Here is a 23,845-nt window from a genome sequence, read left to right as displayed (position 1 = left end):
GATCAGTTGTATTCGATCACCGCGTCGCGGCGAAGGTCGCGCAGATAGGTCTGCGCACGCTTGTTGACGCGGTCGTCTTCGAGCTGTTCCTGCAACTGCTCAAAGCTGGGCCCGTTGTTGACCTTGGGATCGTCACGGCCGCACAGCAGCAGCACGCGCACGCCGTCTTCGACCGAGCCGAACGGGGGCGTCGCTTCGCCCACGGCCAGCTTGAGCACACTCTGCTGCAGCGCGACGGGCAGATCGCGCGCCTTGATCTGGTCGTTGCCGACGACAGTCGCGCCGATCCTGGCGGCCGCCGCATCGACCTGGCCGCAGCCGTGGATATCCTTGATCGCCTTGGCAAAGGCGCTGGCGCTGGCGGCGGCTTCGCGTTCGGGGGTGCCGGGCTTGAAGCTGATCGAGATCTGCTTGAGGCTGAGGATCGCGTCGCGCGGATCGGCGGTCAGCACCTGGCGCTTGTCGATCACATAGATGATCGAATAGCCGCCCGACACTTCGAGCGGGCCTGCCAACTGGCCAGGGCCCATCCCGGCGGCAGTGCCGGCGATCGCGCTGGGCAACTGGGCCAGCCGGATCCAGCCCAGATCGCCGCCAACCGCAGCGGTGGACGCTTGCGAATACTGGCGCGCATAGCCGACGAAGTTGCCGCCCTTTTTCAACTGCTCGACGATCTTGTCGGCATTGGCCAGCACTTGCGTGCGGTTTTCGTCATTGGCGGCCAGATAGATTTCGCCCAGGTGATACTCTTCGGTGCCCTTGGACGCCTTGAGCCGGTCCATGATTTCGCGCACTTCGCTGTCGGACACGTTGATATAGGGCTGCACGTTGCGGCGCAGCAGGCGCTGCCAGGCGATTTCGCCCCTGATCTGGCGCTTCAGCGACGCGGCGGACGATCCGATCTGGGTCAGATAGGCTTCGAGCGCGGCGGCGTCCTTGCCCATGTTCTGCTGCGCGGCATAGGCAAACCGCTGGTTCACTTCATCGTCGTCGATGGTGATGTCGGCGGCCTTGGCCTCCTGGATTTCCAGCGTTTCGTCGATCAGGTTGCGCACGACTTGCGCGCGCAGGCGTTCAAGCTCTTCGGGGCTGATCTTGCCGGTGTTGGCATTGGCAAACAGCGCAAAGCGCTGATCGATGTCGGTGCCGGTGATGATCTCGCCGTTGACGATCGCGGTGGCATGGCGATGGTTGGGGTCCATCTTGCCATAGAACTGCGGATTGTTGGGCAAGTTCAGGTTGCCGTCGGCATCGGTCGAGGCGGGTGGCGGCGGCGGCGGGGCTGCCGGTACGTCTTCCTGCGCATGCACGGCGGGCGCGGTGATCGGACCGGGCACTCCGGCCAGCACGAGGCCCAGCATTAGCGCCAACCGCAAGGGAACCGGAGTCGAAACATGCAAGCGGCGAAATGCAGACGTCATGGCAGTCGATTATTCCTGTTTGGCGCACCGGCTGACCGGCACGAACTGGGCCATTGGCGCCGCCGATCTTGGTAAATCCGGCTGAACCAGGGCTGAGTGACCGGCTCGATAGCGTCTTTGCGGCGGTGTGGGAAGTTTTCCCGCTGCAAAAACCATCAGCGCGTACCGATGTTGCGCAGCGACAGCGTCAACGAATAGGCGCTGCCGGCCACGGCGTCGCCGGCCGAGACATAATTGCGCGTCCAGGTGAACGACAGGTCGAGACAGCCATCGGTATAGGCAAAGCCCAGGCGGTGACGGATCATCTGGAACCCGTCCGCGCCGAGCGTGGGGTTGTCGGCCTTGGTGGTCAGATTGACGATGCCCGACCCGAACACCGACCAGTAATGCGCAAACGCCGCGCGCGCCGACACGCGCAGTTCCTTGCTGTCCTGCAAGTCTTCGTAGGTCAGCGGGATACTGCGGTTGAGCGCGATATAGCCGACCTCCAGGTATGTCCGGTGGTCGCCCACGGTCGCGTCGAATTCGTTGCGGCGCAGTTGCAGCGTGTCCTTGTCGAGCTGGAACCGCTCGGTCAACTGGACGATGTCGCGAAACCGCACTTCGGCGCGCCCGACCACGTCGGACACCCGCGCGGCCAGCCCGGTGCCGTCGGGCACCAGGTTTTCTTCGGTGGTGGTGCGATAGGATTGCGCAATCGTCGCCGAGGCCTTCCAGTCGGGCCGGTTCAGCCGCCAGTCGATGCCATAGGTAACCCGCACGCCGTCTTCGACGCGGTCATAGCCGGGATAGCGGTTGAGCGCGAAAATGTTGTCGTCTTCCAGTTCGACCGCGCGCGAATCCTCGTTGGGGATATCGATATTGCGCACGTGGGGCGTTGCCACCACTTGCACTTCGGGGGTCAGCACCTGGGTGCCGCCCAGCGCTTCCCCGACCAGCGGCCATTTCAGGTCGGCCGCCGCCGTGGCGATGCCGCGTGCCTGCCAGCCGGGCAGGCCTTGATAGGTCGTGTTGGTCGCCAGCGAATTGTCGGTGCTGTGGTAGACATCGCCGCGCACCAGCGCGGTCAGCGTCAGTTCCTGGCCCCACCCGGTGATCGTGTGCAGATCCCATTCGGCCCGCGCCAGCGCGCGTTGGGTATCCTGGTTGTCGGTGCGCGTCAGCGCCAGCGAATTGGCCTCGATCTCCAGCTTGCCGCCCAGTCCCGGCATGTCGAAGCGCTGGCGATAATCGATCGCGGGCAGGGCAAACGGCTGCTGGCTGGGCACGTCGGTCACCCCGATCGCCTGCACCGCCCAACCGGCAAAGCTGAAATAGCTGTCGTCGTTGACGTGTTCGAGATTGATCGTCGAGCGCAGCCGCGTGTCGGACGAAATGTTGTAGCGCAACAGGAACGTGCGGTCGGACACATAGCGGCCCGACGCGTTCACGCTCCAGTCGTTGCCCAACTGGTAGACGCCATTGCCTTCGAGATAGCCGCGCAGGGTAAAGTCGCCGGTCCCTTCGGAGACCAGACCGCCCGTCGCATCGAGTGTTTCGTTGGTCTGGCGGCTGTAGGTCAGATAGCCATTGACCTGAAACGCGCCTTTGTCGGTCAACTGGCGATAGCGTCCCTCGATCATCGGCAACGCGGCCGAAAACACCGTGCCGGTGATCGCCACATCCTTGTTGTCGGCCAGGCGCCAGTAGAACGTGTTGGTCACTTCCAGCCCGTTGCCCGGGGACGATCCGAAAGTCGGGATCAGGAACCCGGTTTCGGCGCGGAAATCGGACGGGTGCGACAGGCCCGGCAACGGCAACAGCGGAACGCCGAAAATGCGCAGCTTTGCCCCGTAATAGCGCACGATTTTGGTGTCGGGGTTGTAGGCGATGCGGACGGCGGTCAATTCCCAGCTTGGGCTTTTGGGGCAGCCTTCGTCATCGACGACTTCGCACCCGCTGTAGGCTGCGGTGTGCAGCACGACGTGCCCGGCGGCATCGCGCTCGCTCGACCGGGCCGCCATGCGCCCGCCTTCGCGCAGCACCAGCAGCAGGTCTTGCGTTGCACCGGCCTTGAATTCCTCGGTCAGATCGATGCGATCGGTATAGAGGACATCGCCGTCTTCATCGACAAACCGGGCATTGCCGGTGCCGGTGATCGCGCCGGTGTTGCGGTTCCACACCACTGTGTCGGCGCGCAACGATTGCGTGTCGCGGTGCATCACCACGTTGCCGGTGGCCGTGACCACGTCGGTATCGCGGTCATAGGTCACTTTGTCGGCGGAAAACCGCACGATGTCGTTCTTGCCCGGCTGCGCTTCGGTCGTGCCAGGACCAGCGGCAACGCCCACCGGGGTCGAATCGGGTGCGGCGGCCACGGTTTGTGGCGCCGCCACAGTCTGGGCCCGGGCGGTCCCGATCGCGGGCACGACGCCGCACATGCCCGCAAGGGCAAGCAATGCAGAAGAATGGAGCGCGCGGCTGCGCGTTGAAAAGGCATGGCGCGCGGGCCGCGTCAGGGGTCGCATGCGCTTGCCTATCGCACCGGTGCGGCTTAACTGCAAACCCACAATTCCGGTAATGTCCGCAACATCGTCGCTTTGCGGTGCCGATCAGGAGAGCCATCCATGTCCGTCGTTTTCGCCTCTGCCACTGATCCCCGCCCCCGGCTGCTGGCCCGGCTGGTCAGCGAAGGCGCCTTGCCTGCCGATCTGCCCGAAACGGTTGCCGCAGCAGCCACTGCCAGCCGCTTTGCGGGCAAGACCGGGCAAGTGTTCGAAACTTTCGTGCCCGGCGATACCGGCCTGGCGCGTATCGCACTGGCCGGGACTGGCAAGGCCAGCGGCACCGAACGGCTGGCCGCGCTGGAACGCGCAGGCGGCGCGCTGGTGGCGAAATATCTGACATCGGGCGAAACCGCGCTGGGGATCGATTTTGGCGGCACCGCGCTGACCGCGACCGAGGCGGCGGCGGTGCTGCTGGGCGCGCGGCTGCGGGGCTGGCGCTATGACGTCTACAAGACCAAATTGACCGACGAGCAGAAAGTGTCGTTGACTCAGATCGTTGCGATCGATGCTCCCGAAGGCACCCAGGGCGCCTGGACAACCGAAGCGGCGCTGGCCGAAGGCATTGAATTCACGCGCGAACTGGTGACCGAACCGGCCAACGTGATCTATCCTGCCAGCTTTGTCGAACGCTGCGTCAAGCGGTTCGCCGGGACCGGGGTCGATATCGTCGTGCTCGACAAGGCCGAACTCGAAGCGCTGGGCATGGGGGCGCTGCTGGGCGTGGCGCAAGGTTCCGTGCGCGAGGCGCGCGTGCTGGCCCTGCGCTGGAAAGGCCGCGCTGGCGCCCGTCCGACTGCGTTTGTCGGCAAAGGCGTGACTTTCGACACCGGCGGCATTTCGCTGAAGCCGCCGGCCGGGATGGAAGACATGAAATGGGACATGGGCGGTGCGGGCGCAGTGGCGGGAACGTTGCTGGCGCTGGCGCTGCGCAAGGCCGAGGCCGACGTGATCGGCGTGGTCGGGCTGGTTGAAAACATGCCCGATGGCAACGCGCAGCGTCCCGGCGACGTGGTGACCAGCCTGTCGGGCCAGACCATCGAGGTGATCAACACCGACGCCGAAGGTCGGCTGGTGCTGTGCGACGTGTTGACCTGGGTGCAGCGCACGTATGCCCCGGCGACGATCGTCGATCTGGCCACGTTGACCGGCGCAATCATGATCTCGCTTGGCCACGAATATGCCGGGATGTTCGCCAACGACGACTTGCTGGCCAGCCAGCTTGACACGGCGGGCAAAGTCAGCGGCGACAAGCTGTGGCGTTTCCCGCTGGGATCGGCCTATGACAAGCTGATCGACAGCCCGATTGCCGACATGAAGAACGTCGGCCCCCGCTTTGGCGGCTCGATCACCGCCGCGCAGTTCCTGCAACGCTATATCAACGAAGGCGTTGCCTGGGCGCATCTCGACATCGCGGGCACGGTATGGGCCGACAAGCCGGGCGCGACGCATGGCAAGGGCGCCACCGGGTTCGGCGTGCGCCTGCTCGACCGCTATGTGCGCGACGTGCTCGAAGGCTGAGCCATGCCAAAGATGCGGCGCAAGGCTGATCTGCCCAGCAAGCTTTGCGCCGCCTGCGGCCTGCCGTTCACCTGGCGCAAGAAATGGGAACGCGACTGGGACAATGTGCGGTACTGTTCCGATCGCTGCCGGGGAAATGCCAAGTCATGCGTGTCGACTTCTACCAACTGACCCGCGATCCGGCGGAGCTGGTGGTGCCGCTGTTGGCGCGCAGTACGCTGGGCGCGGGCGAGCGGCTGCTGGTGGTGTCGGACGAACCGGCGCAACTCGGGCGGATCAGTGCCGCCTTGTGGCAGCGTGTGCCTGATTCGTTTCTGGCCCATGGCCTGGCCGGTGGCGCACACGATGCGCGCCAGCCGGTCCTGCTGGGCCCCGCGCCCGATCCCGTCAACGGCGCGCGCTATCTGGCACTGGCCGACGGGCAGTGGCGCGATGTGGGGGGCATGACGCGCGTGTTCCTGCTGTTTGCCCCCGAACGCATCGACGATGCGCGCGGCACCTGGCGCATGCTGGGCCAGCGCAAGGGGGTGGAACGCCACTATTGGCGGCAGGACGGCGGCAAGTGGCGCGAAGGGCCCTAGGCGGCCCCGCCTTGCGATTGCAACGGTTCCCGGCTAGGGGCGCGCCCAAGGGCCGACCCCGGTGGGCCCGCTGTTCGCTATATTCAGGCAAGGATTTACACCATGGCGGTTACCCGCACCTTTTCGATCATCAAGCCCGATGCCACGCGTCGCAACCTGACCGGTGCGGTGACCGCCAAGCTTGAAGAAGCCGGTCTGCGCGTTGTCGCATCGAAGCGCCTGCACCTGACCCGCGCCCAGGCCGAAGGCTTTTATGCGGTGCACGCCGAGCGCCCGTTCTTCAACGATCTGGTCGAATTCATGATCTCGGGCCCGGTCGTGGTCCAGGTTCTGGAAGGTGAAGACGCCGTCAAGCGCAACCGCGACGTGATGGGCGCGACCAACCCCGCCAACGCCGAAGCCGGCACGATCCGCAAGGAATTTGCCGAATCGATCGAAGCCAACAGCGTGCACGGTTCGGATTCGGACGAAAACGCCGCGATCGAAATCGCCTATTTCTTCAAGCCCGAAGAAATCGTCGGCTGATCGCTGCGCCCGTAGCATGACGCGAAGGGGGCCCTTGCGGCCCCCTTTTTGTTGCGTAGACTGTGTGTCTGACCCGACACTGTCGTGTCGGGAAGTCGGCACCGGCCCGCTCCCCCACCCGACCACCCATAGGGTACTATGGTAGGGTGGCCGGGTGGGGGAGTGGGCCGGTACCGACTTCGAAACGCGCCCTTTCGCGCGTTTCAGGTCAGCCACTGACCCGCGGAAGGGATGCGCATATGCTGGGGATGGGCGGGGGCGATTGCCCGTTCGAATTCAATTTCGATGAAACGACGTTCAAGCCGGGCGATGTGGTCAGCTATCGCGTGACCGGCAGCCTGGACGGTATGCCGTTTGTCGGCACGCTGGTCGAAGTGCACGACGACCACGTAATTCTGGCGCCCGATCCCAACGATGACACCTTGCGCTATCGCGGCACCCGTGAAAGCCGCCCGGTGGTGGCCGAAAGCGAGATCTGAACCCTGATCCTCCCCGTGCCGGGGCGGATCACGTGGTGCGCGCGTACCAGCGCGCCAGCATCAGCGTGACCGTGGCCACCCCGATCAGCCCGGCCAGGATCGGCACGGTATAGCTGGCGCCCAGTGCCAGTGCGCCCGCCGCCAGCAGGCAGGCCACCGCGCAGCCGAAATCCCACCCCGCCTCGGTCGCCATGGCAAAGCGCAAGGGGCAGGCCGAACGGTGCGCCATGACATAGAGCGGGGCCAGCAGCGCGACCTGGGTAATCGGCGTGACCAGCGCGCCCAGCGCGGTGGCGGCGATCGCGGCCACCGGATAGCGCCAGGCGACCGCCTTGATCAGCACCGCCAGCCCGGCGCAGCCATAGGCCAACGGCACCATCGCGCGGCCTTGCCCTGCATCGATGCGCCGCCCGATCAGCAGGCTGGCAACCGCCGCACAGGCGCCCGACAGCGCCATGGTGCCGCCAAAGGCGCCGAACCGTTCGCCCAAAGACACGAACAGCGCCAAGTTCCACACCACGTTGACCGCGCCCGAATGCAGCCCTTCGGCGCAATAGAGCGGCTGGGCAAAGCGGATCACCGCGCGATCGAGCGTGACTTGCGCGGCCACGCGCGCGTCGGGCGCCGACCACAACGGCCAGGCGGCGGCCAACTGGATCGCCGCGATCAGTGCAAACCCCGCTACCGGCCCCATCGAATCATGGATCAGCCCGCCCAGCACTGGCGCGACAATGGCCACCCCGGCTGAGGCGGCCTGTTGCAGGCTGACTTGCTGGCCGCGTGTGGCATGATCGGCAATCGCGGCGTTGTAGGCATGCCAGGCGGTCCAGTAGAGCACGCTGCCCAGCCCCATTGCCAGCACATAGGCGACCATCCAGCCATCCGCGCGCGTGACGAACCCCAACAGCACATAGCCCATCGCACGCACGACAATGCCCATCAGCACCACCGCGCGCAGCCCCCGGCCCACTGCCAGCGGCAGCACCACCGGGCGCATCGCAAAGCGTGTCATCACCAGCGCCGCAAATGCCGCGAGAGCCAACGGCTGCGACACGCCCTGCTTCACCAGGAACGCGGTCATGAACAGCCCGCCGGTGTTTTCGGCGAGCGATTGCAAGCCACTGTGGACCGTGACGGCGCCCAGCGGATTGGCCCTGGTCATGCGTGCGGCTGGATCACCAGATCGGCCAGACACCGCGCATAGAGCTGGTGTTCGGCAAACAGCACGCGCGCGGCCAGCGTTTCCGCGCTGTCACCGGGCACGATGGCCACCGGGATCTGCCCCAGCACCGGGCCGTCATCGAGTTCGGGCGTGACCAGATGGACAGTGCACCCGCCATGGCTGTCGCCGGCGGCGATCGCGCGGGCATGGGTGTCGAGCCCCTGGTATCTGGGCAGCAGGCTGGGGTGGATATTGACCATGCGTCCGGCCCAGCGGGTCACGAATTCGGGCCCAAGGATGCGCATATAGCCGGCCAGCGCGATATAGCGTGCGCCTGCCTCAACCACCGCCGCCTCCATCGCGGCATCGTGGTCGGCGCGGGTCATGCCCTTGTGCGGCAGGGCAAACGTCGCCACGCCTTCGGCCTGCGCCAGTTTCAGCCCGCCCGCAGCCGGGTTGTTCGACGCGACCAGCACGATGTCGTAGGGGCAATCGGGCAGGCGGCTGGCGTAGAGCAGCGCCGCCATGTTGGTGCCGCCGCCCGAAACGAACACCGCCACCGGGATGCGCTCAGGCAAGATGGGTCGCTTCCCACGGTTCGCGCGCGGACCATGCTTCGGCGCTGCCGGTCACGGTGCAGCCGCGCGGCCCGGCAACGATTTCGCCGATGGTCACCACCGCTTCGCCCGCCGCGGTCAGATCGGCGGACAGCGCTGCGGCCTCATCGGGGGCAACCGCCAGCACCATGCCGATCCCGCAATTGAAGGTGCGGGCCATTTCGCCGGGCTCGATCTGCCCTTGCGCCTGCAGGAATGCCATCAGCCGGGGTTGTTCCCAGGCATCGGCGTCGATCCGCGCATGGAGCCCTGCGGGCAGCACGCGCGGCACGTTTTCCAGCAGGCCGCCGCCGGTGATATGCGCCAGCGCGTGGATCCGGCCCGCGCGGATGAACGGCAACAGCGTCTTCACATAGATTCGCGTCGGTTCGATCAGGTGGTCGATCAGCAGGCGTTCGTTGTCGAACAGCGCCGGGCGATCGAGTTTCCACCCTTTGTCGGCGGCCAGACGGCGCACCAGCGAATAACCGTTGGAATGCACACCCGACGAAGCCAGCCCCAGCAGCACGTCGCCCGCCGCCACGCGATCGCCGGTCAACTGTTCGCCGCGTTCGACCGCGCCGACGCAAAAACCTGCCAGATCATAATCGCCCGGCGCATACATGCCCGGCATTTCGGCGGTTTCGCCCCCGATCAGCGCGCATCCGGCGATCCGGCATCCTTCGGCAATGCCCGCGACCACGCGTTCTGCAATGCCGTTGTCAAGCTTGCCCGTGGCAAAATAGTCCAGAAAAAACAGCGGCTCTGCGCCCTGCACGATCAGATCGTTGACGCACATCGCCACCAGATCGATGCCGATCGCATCGTGCCGGTCGTGGTCGATCGCCAGCTTGACTTTGGTGCCCACGCCATCGTTGCCCGCGACCAGCAAGGGGTCTTGGTAACCCGCCGCGCGCAGATCGAAAAATCCGCCGAACCCGCCCAGTTCGGCATCGGCGCCGGGGCGTGCGGTGGCGCGGGCCAGTGGCCCGATCGCCTTGACCAGCGCATTGCCGGCGGCGATGTTCACGCCGGCCCTGGCGTAGCTGTAGCGATCGTTTTCGTGCGTTTCGGAGGTCATGCCTGTGCCCCCTATCGCTTTCCCGCTTGGATTTCCACTTGCCTTTGGGCAAAAGCGCCCCGGTTATCCCTGTCCTGTTTGCGGCGAACGCTTGCCGCGTCGGAGTTCGCTTGGCCCTATCGCGCCTTTTGTCGCAAAATTCGCGTAACCACCGGCTCGCCCTTGCGGGCGCGGGGCTGCTTGTGCTGGGCATCGGCGGCGCGGTGGTCTGGGCCCAGATCGAGGGCGATCGCGGGATCGCGCCGGTTGCCAGCACGGGCGACTTCGAAGTGACCGGGATCGATGTCGAAGTGACCGGCAGAACCGCCGAAGAGGCGCGCGCCAATGGCTGGCACACCGCAACCCGGCTGGCATGGCAGAAGCTGTGGGCGCAGCGCGACCTGGGCGGCGGGGCGCCGGCGCTCGATGACGGCACATTGTCCGGCATGGTTTCGGCGATTTCGGTGGAGCACGAGGAAATTGGCCCCCACCGTTATATCGCGCGGCTGGGCGTGGTGTTCGAACGCGCGCGCGCGGCGGGCTATCTCGGCCTGCAAGGCGGGGGCACGCGCTCTGCGCCGTTGCTGGTGATCCCGCTGCTCTATCAAGGTGGCGTCGCCAGCGTGTTCGAAACACGCACCCCGTGGCAAAAGGCCTGGGCCGATTTCCATACCGGCGAAAGCGTGATCGATTATGTGCGGCCCAATGGCGGCGGGGCCGATGGCCTGCTGATCGATGCCGGGCAAGTCGGTAGGCGCAGCCGCAACTGGTGGCGCACGATCCTCGACCAGTATGGCGCCGAAGATGTCGTGATCCCGATCGCGCGGCTGGAACGGCAATGGCCGGGCGGGCCGATCAAGGGCACGTTCACCGCGCGCCACGGCCCCGACAACCTGTTTCTGGGCAGTTTCGAACTGACCGCCGACAACGAGGACAAGCTGCCCGCGATGCTGGGCGAGGCGACCAAGCGGCTCGATGCGATCTATGCCCAGGCGCTGGCGGCGGGGCAACTGTCGCCCGATGCCTCGCTCAACAGCACGCCCCAGATCGATCCCAAGCTGATCGCGGCGATCCTCGACAAGCTGCCCCCGCCGCAGGCCGGGGTGCATGTCGCGGGCGGGCCGGTTACGGCCGCAGCCGGGGGCGTGGCCGCAGGCGCAGCGATCCAGGTGCAGTTTGCCAGCCCCGATGCCGGTGCGGTCGACGCGGCGCAGGCCGCCTTGCGCGCGGTGCCGGGGGTGCAGGGCGTCGTCACCAGCTCGCTGGCATTGGGCGGTGTATCGGTGATGCGCGTGACGTATGGCGGCGATATCGAGGCGCTGGCTTCGGCGTTGCGTGCGCAAGGCTGGAAAGTGACGCAAGGGCCGGGCGCGCTCAGCATCCGGCGTTGACATGAGCCAGATTGCCCTTCCGCTCGAACTGTCCGGTGGCGCCGAAACGATTGTCGGCGGGCCGTCGCTGCTGCCGGTGTTTGCCGCGCTGCAGACGAGCGAAACATGGCCCTATCGCACCGCCGTGCTGAGCGGCCCGCCGCGTTCGGGCAAGAGCCTGCTGGCGCGCTGGTTTGGGGCCAGCGGCGCGGGCGAAGCGATTGACGATGCCGACCGGATCGAGGAGGAAGCGGTGTTCCATCGCTGGAACCGCGCGCAGGCTGCGGGTCACGCGCTGCTGGTGGTGGCGCGCCAGCCGGTGGCGATGCCCGGCCAGACCAGCGGCTGGCGCATCACATTGCCCGATCTGGGATCGCGGCTGGGCGCGGCGCTGCCCTTGCGGATCGGCGCGCCCGATGACGCGCTGTTGCGCGCGCTGATCGATGAACATGCGCGGCGGCGCGGGTTGATCCTGGGCGAGGCGGTGCTCGACTGGCTGGTGCCGCGCCTCGAACGCAGCCATGCCGCAACCGAAGCGGTGGTCGCCACGCTCGACCGGCTGTCGCTCGAACGCAAGGCGCCGGTCACGCTGGCCCTGGCGCGCGACGCGCTGGCGGCTGGTGCGTTGACAGGTGGTCAATGGCAGCCAAGGCTTTTATAAGAGGTGCAGGCGCGGCATGAGGACGATGGCATGGTCTGCGAAGTGATCGGACGGGTGCGGGCGGCGCGCGCATGACGGTATCGACCGGCGACGGGCCGGGCACGGTTGTCGCGTTTCCCCGCGCGGTGGCGGCGCAGGTGGCGTTCGATCGCGCCGAACTGATGCGCATTCTCGATCTTTATGGCCGCATGGTCGCTGCCGGACTGTGGCGCGACTATGCCATCAGCTTCGATCGAGAGGCGGCCAGTTTCAGCGCCTACAAGCGCACCGCCGAACGACCCACCGCGCGCGTGGAAAAGCGCCCGGCCCTGCGCGGGCGGCAGGGTATGTGGGCGCTCTATGGCGAAGCGGGCCAGGTGCTGAAGCGCGGGCACGATCTGGCCGGTGTGCTGTCGCCGCTTGAGCGCAAATTGCTCAAGATCGTTGCGGATTAGCGGTCTTTGCCTGCTGGTCATGCTGGCCGGATGCGGGCATTCCGCGCCGCGCCAGATCCATGCGCGCGGCACGCCGGTGCTGCGCGCGATCTACCGCGATGGCACGCACCATTTGCTGGTCGCGCTGGCCGACGGTCCGCACGGGCTGCCGCCGGGTGATTGCGCGGCCCCCTTGCTGATCGATGATGCCAGCGACGGCGTGCGCCAGATCACGCACGCCGAGGCTGTCGACTGGATGAAGCGAATGCAGTTGTCGGGGGCGGTCCGCGGGACCTGCCCCTGACACGGTTCAGCCCTTCAGCGCGGCCTGCAGCACCGACAGGATCGCCTGGCTCTGTTCCGAGCCCGATTGCGGCACGAAATCGCCCGTGCGGTCGCTGATGCGCGCCCAGTTGGCGGCAAAACCTTCGACGGTGCGATCGTCCTCACCCAGGAACACAGGCGGGTTCATGGTGACAAAGGCGCTGTGGAACGCGCCCGCGCCCGCGCCGACAATGGCGTTGCTGGGCGCATCTTCCGAGACCAGATAGAGCGCGGCGGGCACCACGTTTTCGGGCGCGAACAGCTTGAACGCCTGTTCGGGAAAAATGTCTTCGGTCATCCGCGTGGCCGCCACCGGGGCCAGCGTGTTGACGCGCACGTTGTATTTGGCGCCTTCGAGATAGAGCGTCTTGGTCAGACCCGCCAGGCCCAGCTTGGCCGCGCCATAGTTGGCCTGGCCGAAATTGCCGAACAGCCCGGTCGACGATGCGGTCATCAGGATGCGGCCATAGGCCTGTTCGCGCATCAGGTCCCACACCGCCTTGGTGGCGTTGGCAGACCCGAGCAGGTGAACTTTGACGACCAGTTCGAAATCGACCGGGTCCATCTTGGTAAAGCTCTTGTCGCGCAGGATCCCGGCGTTGTTGATCAGCACATGCACGCCGCCCCAGGTTTCCTTGGCCCGGGCGACCAGCGCCTGCATCTGTTCGAATTCGGTGACCGAGCTGCCATCGGCGATCGCTTCGCCGCCGGCCGCGCGGATTTCCTCGACCACTTGCGCCGCGGCATCCGAAGCGCCGCTGCCATCGCGCGCCGCGCCCAGATCGTTGACCACCACTTTGGCGCCGCGCCGCGCCAGTTCCAGCGCATAGGCGCGGCCCAGGCCGCCACCCGCGCCAGTCACGATTGCCACGCGGCCTTCGAACGAAATGCTCATTGCGTCTGCCTCCTGCACGCGCTTAACCGCGTGATTAACGCACGCGCCGATGCCACGCCGCAGGCCGGTTTGCAACCTTTGGAGTCTTTGCTGCAACGGGGTTGCAGGAGACGGCACCGGCCCGCTCCCCCACCCGACCACCCTACTATAGGTATCCTAGGGGTGGTCGGGTGGGGGAGCGGGCCGGTGCCGTCTCCGACACGTCAGTGTCGCCAAACCCTTTACGCGATACGGTGGACCCAGCCGTGGGTGTCGGCGACCTCGCCGCGCTGGATGCCGACAAGCCGCTGGCGCAGCTTTTGCGTCAACTGGCCGGGGCCGCCGCTGCCGATCACGAATTCGCCATTGCCATCGGCGACTTTGCCCACCGGCGTCACCACGGCGGCGGTGCCGCAGGCGAACGTTTCGATCAGTTTGCCGCTGGCCGCGTCATCGCGCCACTGGTCGAGCGCATAGCGATCTTCGCGCACGGTCAGGCCTTCTTCGCGGGCCAGCGCGATCAGGCTGTCGCGGGTGATGCCGGGCAGGATCGTGCCCGACAGGGGCGGGGTGACGATCGACCCGTCGGCCATCACGAAAAACAGGTTCATGCCGCCCAGTTCCTCGATCCAGCGGTGTTCGGCCGCATCGAGGAACAGCACCTGGTCATGCCCGCGCGCAAAGGCTTCGGCGGTGGGCACCAGGCTGGCGGCATAGTTGCCGCCGCACTTGGCCGCGCCGGTGCCGCCCGGCGCCGCACGGGTATAGTCGCTCACCCAGATCGACACGGCGGGCGCGCCCGACTTGAAATAGTTGCCCGCCGGGCTGGCAATCACCAGAAACTTGTAGCTGCGCGACGGGCGCACGCCCAGAAACGCCTCGGACGCGAACATGAACGGGCGCAGATAGATCGAGCCGCCCTCGACCGTGGGAAACCAGTCGCTGTCGGCCATGACTTGCTGGCGCACCGCCTCGACAAACAGGTCTTCGGGCAATTCGGGCATGGCCAGACGCCGGGCCGAGGCGTTGAAACGCGCGGCGTTGGCCTGCGGGCGAAACAGCGCAATGCCGCCGTCGCCCAGCCGATAGGCCTTCATCCCTTCGAAGATTTCCTGCGCGTAATGCAGCACAGCCGCCGCCGGATCGAGCGCGATCGGGCCATAGGGCACCACGCGCGGGCTGTGCCAGCCGCGATCGGCGTCGAAATCGATTTCGACCATGTGATCGGTAAAGGTCGTGCCGAAACCCGGATTGGCAAGGATCGCCGCGCGATCTTCGGTCGCACGCGGGGCGGGGTGCGGGGTGCGGGCAAACCCGGGCAGAGTGGTGGCGGGCGACGCCATGGGGCAAGTCCTTGTTGCAAGCGGTTCGGGCGTCGGCAAGGCCGGATTCCCCGAGTCCCAGCAGACATTGCGCCGCTTTGAACTATTGTTGCGTGCGATGCAACAGGTTTGAAATAAATGTGAAGGGCCGCGTTCCCATAGGGAAGCGGCCCTTCGCATGGTCAGCGGCAGGAAGTGCCGCCCACGAAGCCTTTATCGCGTATTGCTGAAAATCAGCGATAATGCCTCGCGCTGCGGATTTCCGACCTCTGTGCTGAACCATGAGACATCGGATCACCTCCTTTCGCGCTGTTGAGCCAATTCGCCGTGCGGCTGGAAAATCACCCGTCCGACTGAGCCGCATGAGGCGTTACACCCGCGTCGGCCTTGGGATGAAAATGATTCATTGCGAGGCGAACAACAAGACTTGATATAAAAAAAATTGTCGTCAGAATCAGCGTTTCGGACTGGCGGAAATCAGCCGTTTTTGGTGATGTTTCAGGGCCGGCAATCTTCCACCACCCGCCCCGGTTCCGACCAGCTCGGCACGACCGCACCGGCAAGCCCGGCGATTTCGATCCTGAACCGGCCACGGCTGAACGCGATGGCATCGAGCAGGTGGTTCGCCACCGGCACGCCAATCGCCCAGGTGTTCAGGCCGTCGATCACGCGCGGTTCGGCGCTAAGCGTGGCGCTGCTGGTCGATGCGGTGATCGTGGCGGCGCGCGGCGCGGGCGTCGGTGGGGGCGCAATCTGGGTGGGCAGGGCAATCCACACGACAGCGGCGGCGCGGTCGCACACCAGCATGGCGACCGGTTCGGCCCCGGCCAACCCGAACCGCGCCGCGCTGCCCCCGGCATTCGCGGTCCACACCCAGTTGCCCGCAGGCAATGGCACATCGCGCCAGTCGATCTGTGGTGCGGGCGGCAGCGCGGGCGGGCGCGCCGCCGGGGGTGCGCGCGGGGGCAGCGGCAGGGGTGGCGGCGGGGCCGGGTGCGAGGGCTGACGCTCGTCGGCGCGCGGGACAGCGCCGTCACAAGCCGAAAGCGCGAACAGCACAAGTGCAGGCAAAACGAACGCGCGGTTGATTGTCATGGGGCATCTATGGAAGAGACCGGCGATGAGCTCAAGGCGCGAACCCAATTCCCCGGCCAAACCTGCTGGCAAACTGCGGCTTGATGCCGCGCTGGTCGAACGCGGCCTGGTCGAAAGTCGCGCGCGGGCGCAGGCGCTGATCCTGGCCGGACTGGTCTATCTGGGTGAGGTCAAGGCGATCAAGGCGGGCCAGGCGGTGGCCGCCGATGCCGCGATCACCGTGCGGGGGCGCGATCATCCGTGGGTGTCGCGCGGCGGGATCAAGCTGGCGCATGCAATCAACCATTTTGCGCTCGATCCGTCGGATGTGGTGGCAATGGATATTGGCAGTTCCACCGGGGGCTTTACCGATGTCCTGCTGCACCATGGCGCGGCGCATGTGTTTGCGGTTGATTCGGGCACCAACCAGTTGGCGTGGAAACTGCGCAGCGATCCGCGCGTCACCGTGCTGGAACAGACCAGCGCGCGTGTGCTGACGCCCGCGATGATGGATCGGCCGGCCACCTGGGTGGTGTGCGATGCCAGCTTCATCGGCCTGCGCAAAGTGCTCGAAGTGCCGCTGGCGCTGGCGACGCGGCCGACCCGGCTGGTCGCGCTGATCAAGCCGCAGTTCGAGGTGGGGCGGGGCGAAGTGGGCAAGGGCGGCGTGGTGCGCGACCCGGCGCTGCATGCACGGGTGTGCGAGGATGTGCGTGCCTGGCTGAGTGGCGAAGGCTGGCAGATCGACGGCATTGTCGAAAGCCCGATCACCGGCCCGGAAGGCAATATCGAGTTCCTGATTTCGGCTGCGCGGTAATGGAGGAACAGTGACGTTGCCATTAAGCATTTGCCCGGCCAATATCCCACCCGAATCACGCGTTTGCGCCACGGAAATGGTCCGGGCGCAGGTGGGGTGAATTGTCAGGTGCCATGCAACAGATTGCTTCGAATGCCCAGCTTCGTGCCGTGATCGTGCGCTGGTCGCTGTTCACCGTTCCCTTGTGCCTTGGCCTTGGTTTTCTGTCCGCCAGCGTATCGGGGTCGGTGCCCGACAACCCCTGGTTCGCGATGCTCGACAAACCGGCGCTCTATCCGCCGCCGCTGGTGTTTCCGGTGGTCTGGTCGGTGCTCTATGTGCTGATGGGGGTGGCGTTGGCGCTGATCGCCTCGGCACGCGGCGCGCGCGGTCGCGGGCTGGCGGTGGGGGCCTTTGCCGTGCAATTGGCGGTTAATCTGACCTGGAGCCCGGTGTTCTTTGTGGGCCACCGGCTGACCCTGGGGTTGGCGATCATTGGTGTGTTGATCGTGCTGGTCGGTGTCACCATCGCGCTGGCGTGGCGGGTGCGGCGGCTGGCGGCGGCGCTGTTGCTGCCCTATCTGGTGTGGGTGTGCTTTGCCTCGCTGCTGAACCTGCAGTTCCTCCAGCTCAACCCCGGCGCCGATGGCGCGGATGCACCTGCTGCGGCCGTGCGCGTGCAGTTGTAAAATCCGGCCTTGCCCCGGCGGCGGTTCGCTCCCATCTAGCGGGCTTCAGACCCGTTACCCAAACTCCTCACAGGGCCATACCCCATGCAAAGCGAAAACCCGCTGATCGCCGATTTCGTCAAGCTGCTCAACAGCGCCGCCGGCACCGTCGCCGGGATCGGCCGCGAAGCAGGCGAGACCGTGCGCGAACGCGCCAAGGAAGCCTTTGGCGGATTTGATTTCGTCAGCCGCGAGGAATTCGACGCGGTGAAAGACCTGGCCGCCAGCGCGCGCGAGGAAGTCGAGGCGTTGAAGGCGCGCATTGCCGCGTTGGAGGCAAACGCCAAGCCCGAATAAATCCTCCCCGTTGCGGGGAGGATTGGTTACAGGCCGATTTTGCGCAGGGCCTGGTCGAGATCGTCGATCACGTCCTGCGGGTCTTCCAGACCCACGTTCAGCCGCAGCATGTTTTCGCCGACGCCCATGTCGGCGCGCGTTTCCGGCCCCACGCCATGGTGCGTCGACGAGGCCGGATGGCACATCAGCGAGCGCGAATCGCCGATGTTGTTGGAAATGTCGACCAGCTCCAGCGCATCGAGCAGCCCGTGCGCCTCGGCCCGGCCGCCGTCGAGTTCGATCGACAGGATCGAACCGCCCGCTTTCATCTGCTTTTTGGCCAGCGCGTGCTGCGGATGGCTGGCCAGGAACGGGTAGAGCACGCGGGGCACGCGCGTTTCGAGGAATTCGGCGACCTTCAGCGCGTTTTCGCTCTGGCGGAAAATCCGCAAGTCCAGCGTTTCAAGCCCCTTGAGCACGACCCAGGCGTTGAACGGGGCGATATTGGGCCCGGTGTTGCGCTGAAACGGCAACAGCACGTCATTGATGAACGCATCCGATCCGCACACCGCGCCCGCCAGCACGCGGCCCTGGCCATCCATCATCTTGGTGGCGGAATAGGCGACGACATCGGCGCCGAATTCCATCGGCTTTTGCAGCGCGCTGGTGGCAAAGGCGTTGTCGACCACGGTGATGATGCCGTGCTTGCGCGCCAGGGTGCAGATGAATTCCAGATCGACCACATCCATCGTCGGATTGGCCGGGCTTTCGAAAAAGAACACTTTGGTATTGGGCCGGATCGCGGCCTCCCACGCGGCGTTGTCGTTGGCATCGATGGTGGTGCCCGCCACGCCAAAACGCGGCAGCAGGTTGTCGACCAGCCAGCGGCACGATCCGAACGCCGCCTTGGCCGCGACGATGTGATCGCCCGCCGACAACTGGCACAGCAGGGCGGTGGTCATCGCCGCCATGCCGCTGGCTTGCGCGCGGCAGGCCTCTGCCCCTTCGAGCAGGGCGATGCGTTCTTCGAGCATCTGCACGGTGGGGTTCTGCAGGCGGGAATACGTCATCCCGTCCTGTTCACCGGCAAACCGCGCCGCCACGGTGGCGGCATCGTCATAGGTGTACCCCGAGGTGAGGAACAGTGCCTCGCTCGTTTCGCCCATTTCAGAGCGCCAGGTGCCCCCGCGAATGGCCTGTGTGGCGGGGCGCCAGTGGCGCGTGATCGAGCGATCCTGTCCTGTCGTGCGTTTCATGCGTGGGCCCATAATCGAATTGCGGCGAAGGGGCGAGCCGGATTTGCGAGGACGCTACCAATCCCGGCGCCTTTCGCGTATGCGCGCTGCCAGCGATGCCCAGGTCTGATATTCTTGCTGCCCCGGCGCGGGCCATGCGTACCCTTGTTGACCGGCGCGATCCGCTGGCGGCCACGCTGGTGCTGGTCGCGGGGTTCTTCCTGCTGGGCCTGTGCCGCCTGGCGATACCGTCGAAGATGATGTTTGACGAGATCCACTATATTCCCGCCGCGCGGCGCCTGATCGACCTGACCCGGCGGCTCAATCCCGAACATCCCCTGCTGGGCAAGGAAATGATCGCGATCGGCATGCGGCTGTTCGGCGATCATCCGTTCGGCTGGCGGTTCCCCAATCTGATCCTGGGCACGGTGGGGCTGCTGGCGGCCTCGCGCGCGATGTGGTGGGTGTCGGCATCGCGGCGCGTGGCGCTGCTGTTCACGTTCCTGCTGGCGACTGATTTCATCTGGTTCATCCTGTCGCGCATCGGCATGCTCGACATGGCGATGGCCTCGATGCTGGCGCTGGGGATGTGGCAATGGGCGCTTGCCGCGCGCCCGCACTGGGCCGACCGGCGCGGCGGGCGCGTGCATCTGGCGCTGGCGGGCATGTTCTTTGGCCTGTCGCTGGGCGGCAAATGGAACGGTGCGCCGCTGATGGTGGTGCCGGGGCTGTTGTTTGCCTGGCAACGCGCCGCCGCGCTCGATCTGATCGGCTGGCGCCGTCCAGCGCATGTGCGCGGCGTGTTGCGCGGGCTGGGGCGTTGGCTGTTTGCCACGCGTGCGGGCCCGGTGCGCGGGGTCTCGCTGGCCGAGGCTGCGCTGTGGCTGGGGCTGCTGCCGATAGTGGTCTATCTGGCCACGTTTGCCCCGGCGTTCTTCTACAAAGTGCAGCCGATGACGCTGCGCGGGGTGATCCCGTGGCAAAGCTACATGCTGAAATTGCAGGACAGCGTGGTCAAGCCGCACCGCTATATGAGCCGGTGGTGGCAATGGATCTTCAACTTGCGCCCGATCTGGTTCCTGTATGAACATATCGACGGCGATCAGCGCGGCATCCTGATGCTGGGCAATCCGTTCTCGATGCTGGCCGGATTGCCCGCGCTGGGCTGGTGCGCGTGGAAGGGCTGGAAGGGCCAGGGGCTGCCCGCGCTGATCGTGGTGCTCTATGTGCTCAGCCTGATTTTCTGGGCGATGAACGGCAAGCCGGTGCAGTTCTATTACCACTATGAGCTGGCTGCCTGTTTCCTGATCGCGGCGCTGGCGCTGGTGCTCGGGCGGTGGTGGGATGCCGGGCTGAAATGGCCGGGCCGCACTGCCCTGGCGGTGACGGCGGTGGTGTTCATCGGCTTTTATCCGATCATTTCGGCCGGGCCCCTGCCGGGCAAGAAAGCCTATCTCGACTATATGTGGCTGAAAAGCTGGCGCTGAGCGCTGCATCACGCGACTTGGCAGAGCGCCGAATTGGTGTATCTATCCTGATGTCTGAAGCATCAGGATACATGTATGATCGTTGCTGCGCAGATCAGGGCCGCGCGCGCCCTGCTGGGGATTGACCAGCGCCAACTGGCGGAACTTGCCGGGGTGTCGTTGCCGACCATCCAGCGGATGGAAGCGGCCAGCGGCGAAGTGCGCGGCACCGTCGACAAATTGATGCGGCTGATCCGTGCGCTCGAAGGCGCAGGCATCGAGATCCTGGGCGAACATGCACCGTCGGCGGGCACCGGGCGCGGGGTTCGCCTGCGCGAGCCGGGGCAGGGCGCCGACGCGGTGCGTGCAGGATCGTTGCTGTTTGACCAGCCGCCCCGGCAAAGCCACGAATGATGCGCCTGCCGCTGGCCTTTACGCCCAAGCTGGTGACCGTGTTGCGCGAAGGCTATGGCCCGGCGCGGTTGCGCGCCGATCTGGTCGCCGGGCTGACCGTGGCGATCGTCGCGCTGCCGTTGTCGATGGCGCTGGCGATCGCCAGCGGCGCCTCGCCCGACCGGGGGCTGGTCACCGCGATCATCGCCGGATTCCTGATTTCGGCGCTGGGCGGCAGCCGGGTGCAAGTGGGCGGGCCGACCGGCGCGTTCGTGGTGGTGATCGCGGGGGTGATCGCGCGCCATGGCTATGACGGGTTGCTGGCGGCGACGCTGATGGCCGGGGTGATCCTGATCGTGGCGGGCTATGCCGGGGTCGGGCGGCTGATGCGCTATGTGCCGATGCCGGTGGTCACGGGGTTTACCGCCGGGATCGCGGTGATCATCGCGTCGGGCGAAGTGGGCGATTTTCTGGGGTTGCACGCGGGCCGTGTGCCGGCCGAATTCATCGGCAAATGGGCCGCCTATGCGGGCGCGGTCGGCACGATCTCGCCCGCCACGGTGGGGGTCGGGCTGGGCACGCTGGCTTTGATCCTGGGACTGCGGCGGATCAATCCGCGCCTCCCCGGCTATCTCATCGCGATTGTCGCGGCGGGGCTGGGGGTGGCGTTGCTGCATCTGCCGGTGGAAACCGTGGGGCAGCGCTTTCCGGCGATGCCGACCGGGTTGCCGCTGCCGCACGTGCCGCATCTGGGCCTTGGCATCGTGCGCGATGTGCTGCCTTCGGCGTTCACGATTGCCTTTCTGGCCGGGATCGAGGCGCTGCTGTCCGCGGTGGTGGCCGACGGGATGACCGGTTTCCGCCACCGTTCGGGGCAGGAACTGGTCGGGCAGGGCGTTGCCAACATGGCCTCGGCGCTGTTCGGCGGGTTGCCCGCGACCGGCGCGATCGCGCGCACCGCGACCAATATCCGCGCGGGCGCGCAGACCCCGGTGGCGGGCATGGCACATGCCGGGTTCCTGTTGGTGATCCTGCTCGTCGCGGGAAAGCTGGTGGCCTATGTGCCGATGCCCGCGCTCGCCGCGATTCTGCTGATCGTGGCCTGGGGGATGAGCGAGATCGAACGCTTTCGCGCGCTGTTGCGGATGGATGCGGGCGAACGCGCGCTGTTGCTGCTGACGTTCGCCCTGACGGTGTTCGTCGATCTGACGGTGGCGATCGGCGTGGGTGTCACCCTGGCCAGCCTGCTGTTCATGGCGCGCATGAGCGAGGCGACCGGCGTGCTGGAAGACGACGACAGCGTCGAAGACCCCGACCAGCGCGCGGCTCTGCCGCCCGGCGTCGAGGTGTTTCGCATCGCCGGGCCGATGTTCTTTGGCGCGGCCAGCGAAATGGTCGAGGCGCTGGGCCGCATCGGCGGCAACCCGCGCGCGGTCATCCTGCGGCTGGACCGCGTGCCCTATATCGACAGTTCGGGCGTCCACGTGCTGGAAACGGTGGTGCGCCGCGCGCGCGAACGCGGCGCGCGGGTGATCCTGTGCGATATGCCCCGCCCGGTATGGGCCACACTCGCGCGCACCCGACCACGCTTTGCCGGTGCCGAGCGCGTGGCTAGCCTGGCGGCGGCGCTGCGGCGGGTTGCATGAAAAAGGGGGCCTTGCGGGCCCCCTTTTTTAGTGCCTGACCCGACACTGGCGTGTCGGGAAGTCGGCACCGGCCCGCTCCCCCACCCGACCACCCTACTATAGGTATCCTATGGGTGGTCGGCTCCTCAGCGAAAACGTCCCCCGGACGTTTTCGTGTTCTTCGTCACGGGGAGCGGGCCGGTGCCGACTTCGAAACGCGCCCTTTCGCGCGTTTCGGGTCAGACTCTTGGCCGACGGTCAGCCGTATTTGCCCCACACGAACTTGCTCGACAGCGCAAAGTTCCACACCGAGGCAAGGATGATCCCGCCCAGCACGGCCAGCGCGTCGTTGACGTGCAGCCGTTTGAGCGCGTCGGTGCTGGCGATCTGCGACAGGATGCCGATCGCGCAGGTCAGGAAGAACTTGGCCCAGCCCTTGAACAGCGGAATCAGCCCGCGCAGCCGCTTTTCCGCATACGTCAGTTCGTTGTTCAGCACGAAGTTGAACGTCATCGCGGTCAGCGCGGCGATCACATTGGCGATGATGAAGGTGGTTTCGCCCACCACCCAGTGGCCATAGACAAAGCGTTCGCGCAAGATCACGCTCAGCACCAGCCACAGCACCGCAAAGTTCACCGCGACGCCCATCGCGCCCACCGTAGCGAACAGCGCAAACCGGGTCGGGATGATCCGCCCCAGCCATTTGTCGTAAAGGCCGATCAGAAATTCGAACACGACTGTTCTGTCCAGTTTGGATTCGCCGTCCATGCGGGCGGCAAAATTGAGGGGGAATTCCTTGACCCGCAAGGGGCGATCGACCGTGGCCAGGATATCGAGCAGGATCTTGAAGCCAACCCCCGACAGGCGATGCGCATCGGCGCGCAAGGTTTCGCCGTGCAGCATGAAAAAGCCGCTCATCGGGTCGCTCAGGTCTACCCCGGTCACGCGCCGGGCGATGGCATTGGCAATGCCCGATGCTTTCACGCGATCGGGTCGGCCCCAGGCCTCGGTGCTGGCGCCCTCGGCAAAGCGCGAGGCATAGGCGACATCGTATTCACCGCTGGTGATCGCCGCGAACATGCCCGGCAACAGCGCGGGATCGTGCTGTCCGTCGGCGTCCATCACCGCCACGATCGGCGCCGCGCTGGCACACATGCCCTCGATCGCCGCCGAGGCAAGGCCCCGGCGCCCGATCCGTTCGATCACGCGGATGCGCGGATCGGCCTGCGCGATGCGGCGCACTTCGTCGCCGGTGCCGTCCGGGCTGTTGTCATCGACGAAGATCGCTTCCCAGGTGTAGCCGGTCAGCGCGGCGTCGATGCGTTCGACCATGCGCGCGATATTCGCACGCTCGTTGTAGGTTGGAAGTATGACTGCGAGTTGAAGCATGGGCCGCGCGC

General features: G+C 66.2%; 25 protein-coding genes. 15 read left to right on the top strand and 10 right to left on the bottom strand.

Going from position 1 to position 23,845, the window contains the following annotated elements:
- Window positions 1-2: 2 nt before the first annotated feature.
- A complete protein-coding gene (locus tag AQZ49_RS11670) occupies window positions 3-1,421 on the bottom strand; it encodes a peptidylprolyl isomerase (RefSeq protein ID WP_067615757.1) in 1,419 nt (472 codons plus the stop codon).
- 155 nt (window positions 1,422-1,576) lie between these two features.
- A complete protein-coding gene (locus AQZ49_RS11665; RefSeq protein ID WP_067615755.1) occupies window positions 1,577-3,928 on the bottom strand; it encodes an LPS-assembly protein LptD in 2,352 nt (783 codons plus the stop codon).
- A gap of 99 nt (window positions 3,929-4,027) precedes the next feature.
- On the opposite strand from AQZ49_RS11665, the gene AQZ49_RS11660 reads away from it, so the two are divergent.
- The 5 genes from AQZ49_RS11660 (at window position 4,028) to AQZ49_RS11645 (ending at window position 7,070) form a co-directional block, all read left to right on the top strand.
- Window positions 4,028-5,485, top strand: a complete 1,458-nt coding sequence (locus AQZ49_RS11660; protein ID WP_067615753.1) for a leucyl aminopeptidase — start codon at window positions 4,028-4,030, stop codon at window positions 5,483-5,485.
- A 3-nt stretch (window positions 5,486-5,488) separates the two neighbouring features.
- On the top strand, window positions 5,489-5,656 hold the full coding sequence (locus tag AQZ49_RS21845) for a DUF2256 domain-containing protein (protein ID WP_082701729.1): 168 nt from the start codon (window positions 5,489-5,491) through the stop codon (window positions 5,654-5,656).
- Complete coding sequence (locus AQZ49_RS11655; protein ID WP_067615750.1) at window positions 5,632-6,066, top strand: DNA polymerase III subunit chi; 435 nt, start codon at window positions 5,632-5,634, stop codon at window positions 6,064-6,066. Before AQZ49_RS21845 ends, AQZ49_RS11655 begins: the two co-directional genes overlap by 25 nt.
- A gap of 102 nt (window positions 6,067-6,168) precedes the next feature.
- On the top strand, window positions 6,169-6,591 hold the full coding sequence (gene ndk, locus AQZ49_RS11650; protein WP_067615748.1) for a nucleoside-diphosphate kinase: 423 nt from the start codon (window positions 6,169-6,171) through the stop codon (window positions 6,589-6,591).
- A gap of 239 nt (window positions 6,592-6,830) precedes the next feature.
- Window positions 6,831-7,070, top strand: coding sequence for a hypothetical protein (locus AQZ49_RS11645; protein ID WP_067616085.1), 240 nt, complete (start codon window positions 6,831-6,833; stop codon window positions 7,068-7,070).
- 28 nt (window positions 7,071-7,098) lie between these two features.
- Here AQZ49_RS11645 and AQZ49_RS11640 read toward each other — a convergent pair whose 3' ends face one another.
- The 3 genes from AQZ49_RS11640 to purM are packed head-to-tail and all read right to left on the bottom strand — an operon-like array spanning window position 7,099 to window position 9,909.
- Window positions 7,099-8,232, bottom strand: a complete 1,134-nt coding sequence (locus AQZ49_RS11640; RefSeq protein ID WP_156428272.1) for an MFS transporter — start codon at window positions 8,230-8,232, stop codon at window positions 7,099-7,101.
- Window positions 8,229-8,810 (bottom strand): phosphoribosylglycinamide formyltransferase, encoded by a 582-nt coding sequence (gene purN / locus AQZ49_RS11635; protein ID WP_067615747.1) that lies wholly within the window; start codon window positions 8,808-8,810, stop codon window positions 8,229-8,231. Before purN ends, AQZ49_RS11640 begins: the two co-directional genes overlap by 4 nt.
- Window positions 8,803-9,909: a phosphoribosylformylglycinamidine cyclo-ligase gene (gene purM / locus AQZ49_RS11630; protein WP_067615746.1), complete on the bottom strand. Its 1,107-nt coding sequence runs from the start codon at window positions 9,907-9,909 to the stop codon at window positions 8,803-8,805. The genes purN and purM overlap by 8 nt, the downstream gene beginning before the upstream one ends.
- A 182-nt stretch (window positions 9,910-10,091) precedes the next feature.
- On the opposite strand from purM, the gene AQZ49_RS11625 reads away from it, so the two are divergent.
- The 4 genes from AQZ49_RS11625 (at window position 10,092) to AQZ49_RS11610 (ending at window position 12,636) form a co-directional block, all read left to right on the top strand.
- A complete protein-coding gene (locus tag AQZ49_RS11625; RefSeq protein ID WP_067616083.1) occupies window positions 10,092-11,279 on the top strand; it encodes a hypothetical protein in 1,188 nt (395 codons plus the stop codon).
- A gap of 1 nt (window position 11,280) precedes the next feature.
- Window positions 11,281-11,919: an HdaA/DnaA family protein gene (locus AQZ49_RS11620; RefSeq protein ID WP_067615743.1), complete on the top strand. Its 639-nt coding sequence runs from the start codon at window positions 11,281-11,283 to the stop codon at window positions 11,917-11,919.
- A 71-nt stretch (window positions 11,920-11,990) separates the two neighbouring features.
- Window positions 11,991-12,353: a DUF2794 domain-containing protein gene (locus tag AQZ49_RS11615; protein WP_082701728.1), complete on the top strand. Its 363-nt coding sequence runs from the start codon at window positions 11,991-11,993 to the stop codon at window positions 12,351-12,353.
- A complete protein-coding gene (locus AQZ49_RS11610; RefSeq protein ID WP_156428271.1) occupies window positions 12,343-12,636 on the top strand; it encodes a hypothetical protein in 294 nt (97 codons plus the stop codon). Before AQZ49_RS11615 ends, AQZ49_RS11610 begins: the two co-directional genes overlap by 11 nt.
- 6 nt (window positions 12,637-12,642) lie before the next feature.
- Here the strand turns inward: AQZ49_RS11610 and AQZ49_RS11605 are convergent, their stop codons facing one another.
- The 3 genes from AQZ49_RS11605 to AQZ49_RS11595 form a co-directional block, all read right to left on the bottom strand.
- Window positions 12,643-13,551, bottom strand: a complete 909-nt coding sequence (locus AQZ49_RS11605; protein WP_067615740.1) for an SDR family NAD(P)-dependent oxidoreductase — start codon at window positions 13,549-13,551, stop codon at window positions 12,643-12,645.
- Window positions 13,552-13,772: 221 nt separating this feature from the next.
- The gene (locus tag AQZ49_RS11600; protein WP_067615739.1) at window positions 13,773-14,873 is read right to left on the bottom strand and encodes a branched-chain amino acid aminotransferase; all 1,101 of its coding nucleotides are present in this window, start codon (window positions 14,871-14,873) and stop codon (window positions 13,773-13,775) included.
- Between the two features lie 477 nt (window positions 14,874-15,350).
- Entirely contained in the window at window positions 15,351-15,947 is a 597-nt protein-coding gene (locus tag AQZ49_RS11595) for a hypothetical protein (RefSeq protein ID WP_067615737.1), read from the bottom strand.
- Window positions 15,948-15,972: 25 nt separating this feature from the next.
- Between AQZ49_RS11595 and AQZ49_RS11590 the strand changes: the two genes are divergently transcribed.
- The 3 genes from AQZ49_RS11590 to AQZ49_RS11580 all read left to right on the top strand — a co-directional run bounded on the left by AQZ49_RS11590 (window position 15,973) and on the right by AQZ49_RS11580 (window position 17,747).
- Entirely contained in the window at window positions 15,973-16,743 is a 771-nt protein-coding gene (locus AQZ49_RS11590) for a TlyA family RNA methyltransferase (RefSeq protein ID WP_067615736.1), read from the top strand.
- A 113-nt stretch (window positions 16,744-16,856) separates the two neighbouring features.
- Window positions 16,857-17,411, top strand: coding sequence for a TspO/MBR family protein (locus AQZ49_RS11585; protein ID WP_067615733.1), 555 nt, complete (start codon window positions 16,857-16,859; stop codon window positions 17,409-17,411).
- An 84-nt stretch (window positions 17,412-17,495) separates the two neighbouring features.
- The gene (locus AQZ49_RS11580) at window positions 17,496-17,747 is read left to right on the top strand and encodes an accessory factor UbiK family protein (protein ID WP_067615731.1); all 252 of its coding nucleotides are present in this window, start codon (window positions 17,496-17,498) and stop codon (window positions 17,745-17,747) included.
- Between the two features lie 26 nt (window positions 17,748-17,773).
- On the opposite strand, the gene AQZ49_RS11575 is transcribed toward AQZ49_RS11580, so the two are convergent.
- The gene (locus AQZ49_RS11575) at window positions 17,774-18,982 is read right to left on the bottom strand and encodes a trans-sulfuration enzyme family protein (protein WP_067615729.1); all 1,209 of its coding nucleotides are present in this window, start codon (window positions 18,980-18,982) and stop codon (window positions 17,774-17,776) included.
- A 134-nt stretch (window positions 18,983-19,116) separates the two neighbouring features.
- Between AQZ49_RS11575 and AQZ49_RS11570 the strand changes: the two genes are divergently transcribed.
- The 3 genes from AQZ49_RS11570 (at window position 19,117) to AQZ49_RS11560 (ending at window position 22,466) form a co-directional block, all read left to right on the top strand.
- Window positions 19,117-20,448, top strand: a complete 1,332-nt coding sequence (locus AQZ49_RS11570; protein ID WP_231739203.1) for a phospholipid carrier-dependent glycosyltransferase — start codon at window positions 19,117-19,119, stop codon at window positions 20,446-20,448.
- A gap of 75 nt (window positions 20,449-20,523) precedes the next feature.
- On the top strand, window positions 20,524-20,841 hold the full coding sequence (locus tag AQZ49_RS11565; RefSeq protein ID WP_067615724.1) for a helix-turn-helix domain-containing protein: 318 nt from the start codon (window positions 20,524-20,526) through the stop codon (window positions 20,839-20,841).
- On the top strand, window positions 20,838-22,466 hold the full coding sequence (locus AQZ49_RS11560; protein WP_067615722.1) for a SulP family inorganic anion transporter: 1,629 nt from the start codon (window positions 20,838-20,840) through the stop codon (window positions 22,464-22,466). Before AQZ49_RS11565 ends, AQZ49_RS11560 begins: the two co-directional genes overlap by 4 nt.
- 237 nt (window positions 22,467-22,703) lie before the next feature.
- Here AQZ49_RS11560 and AQZ49_RS11555 read toward each other — a convergent pair whose 3' ends face one another.
- Window positions 22,704-23,834 (bottom strand): glycosyltransferase, encoded by a 1,131-nt coding sequence (locus AQZ49_RS11555; protein WP_067615720.1) that lies wholly within the window; start codon window positions 23,832-23,834, stop codon window positions 22,704-22,706.
- Between the last annotated feature and the right edge of the window lie 11 nt (window positions 23,835-23,845).

This window comes from Novosphingobium sp. FSW06-99 (genome assembly GCF_001519065.1).
Taxonomy (GTDB): domain Bacteria; phylum Pseudomonadota; class Alphaproteobacteria; order Sphingomonadales; family Sphingomonadaceae; genus Novosphingobium.
Note: the sequence above shows the minus strand (reverse complement) of the source record. Positions and strands in the feature narration are given on the sequence as shown.

Coding starts and splice junctions, on each gene's coding strand:
- AQZ49_RS11670 (WP_067615757.1), bottom strand. CDS start 1,421: ATGACGTCTGCATTTCGCCGCTTGCATGTTTCGACTCCGGTTCCCTTG.
- AQZ49_RS11665 (WP_067615755.1), bottom strand. CDS start 3,928: ATGCGACCCCTGACGCGGCCCGCGCGCCATGCCTTTTCAACGCGCAGC.
- AQZ49_RS11660 (WP_067615753.1), top strand. CDS start 4,028: ATGTCCGTCGTTTTCGCCTCTGCCACTGATCCCCGCCCCCGGCTGCTG.
- AQZ49_RS21845 (WP_082701729.1), top strand. CDS start 5,489: ATGCCAAAGATGCGGCGCAAGGCTGATCTGCCCAGCAAGCTTTGCGCC.
- AQZ49_RS11655 (WP_067615750.1), top strand. CDS start 5,632: ATGCGTGTCGACTTCTACCAACTGACCCGCGATCCGGCGGAGCTGGTG.
- ndk (WP_067615748.1), top strand. CDS start 6,169: ATGGCGGTTACCCGCACCTTTTCGATCATCAAGCCCGATGCCACGCGT.
- AQZ49_RS11645 (WP_067616085.1), top strand. CDS start 6,831: ATGCTGGGGATGGGCGGGGGCGATTGCCCGTTCGAATTCAATTTCGAT.
- AQZ49_RS11640 (WP_156428272.1), bottom strand. CDS start 8,232: ATGACCAGGGCCAATCCGCTGGGCGCCGTCACGGTCCACAGTGGCTTG.
- purM (WP_067615746.1), bottom strand. CDS start 9,909: ATGACCTCCGAAACGCACGAAAACGATCGCTACAGCTACGCCAGGGCC.
- AQZ49_RS11620 (WP_067615743.1), top strand. CDS start 11,281: ATGAGCCAGATTGCCCTTCCGCTCGAACTGTCCGGTGGCGCCGAAACG.
- AQZ49_RS11615 (WP_082701728.1), top strand. CDS start 11,991: ATGACGGTATCGACCGGCGACGGGCCGGGCACGGTTGTCGCGTTTCCC.
- AQZ49_RS11605 (WP_067615740.1), bottom strand. CDS start 13,551: ATGAGCATTTCGTTCGAAGGCCGCGTGGCAATCGTGACTGGCGCGGGT.
- AQZ49_RS11600 (WP_067615739.1), bottom strand. CDS start 14,873: ATGGCGTCGCCCGCCACCACTCTGCCCGGGTTTGCCCGCACCCCGCAC.
- AQZ49_RS11595 (WP_067615737.1), bottom strand. CDS start 15,947: ATGACAATCAACCGCGCGTTCGTTTTGCCTGCACTTGTGCTGTTCGCG.
- AQZ49_RS11590 (WP_067615736.1), top strand. CDS start 15,973: ATGAGCTCAAGGCGCGAACCCAATTCCCCGGCCAAACCTGCTGGCAAA.
- AQZ49_RS11585 (WP_067615733.1), top strand. CDS start 16,857: ATGCAACAGATTGCTTCGAATGCCCAGCTTCGTGCCGTGATCGTGCGC.
- AQZ49_RS11580 (WP_067615731.1), top strand. CDS start 17,496: ATGCAAAGCGAAAACCCGCTGATCGCCGATTTCGTCAAGCTGCTCAAC.
- AQZ49_RS11575 (WP_067615729.1), bottom strand. CDS start 18,982: ATGAAACGCACGACAGGACAGGATCGCTCGATCACGCGCCACTGGCGC.
- AQZ49_RS11570 (WP_231739203.1), top strand. CDS start 19,117: ATGCGTACCCTTGTTGACCGGCGCGATCCGCTGGCGGCCACGCTGGTG.
- AQZ49_RS11565 (WP_067615724.1), top strand. CDS start 20,524: ATGATCGTTGCTGCGCAGATCAGGGCCGCGCGCGCCCTGCTGGGGATT.
- AQZ49_RS11560 (WP_067615722.1), top strand. CDS start 20,838: ATGATGCGCCTGCCGCTGGCCTTTACGCCCAAGCTGGTGACCGTGTTG.
- AQZ49_RS11555 (WP_067615720.1), bottom strand. CDS start 23,834: ATGCTTCAACTCGCAGTCATACTTCCAACCTACAACGAGCGTGCGAAT.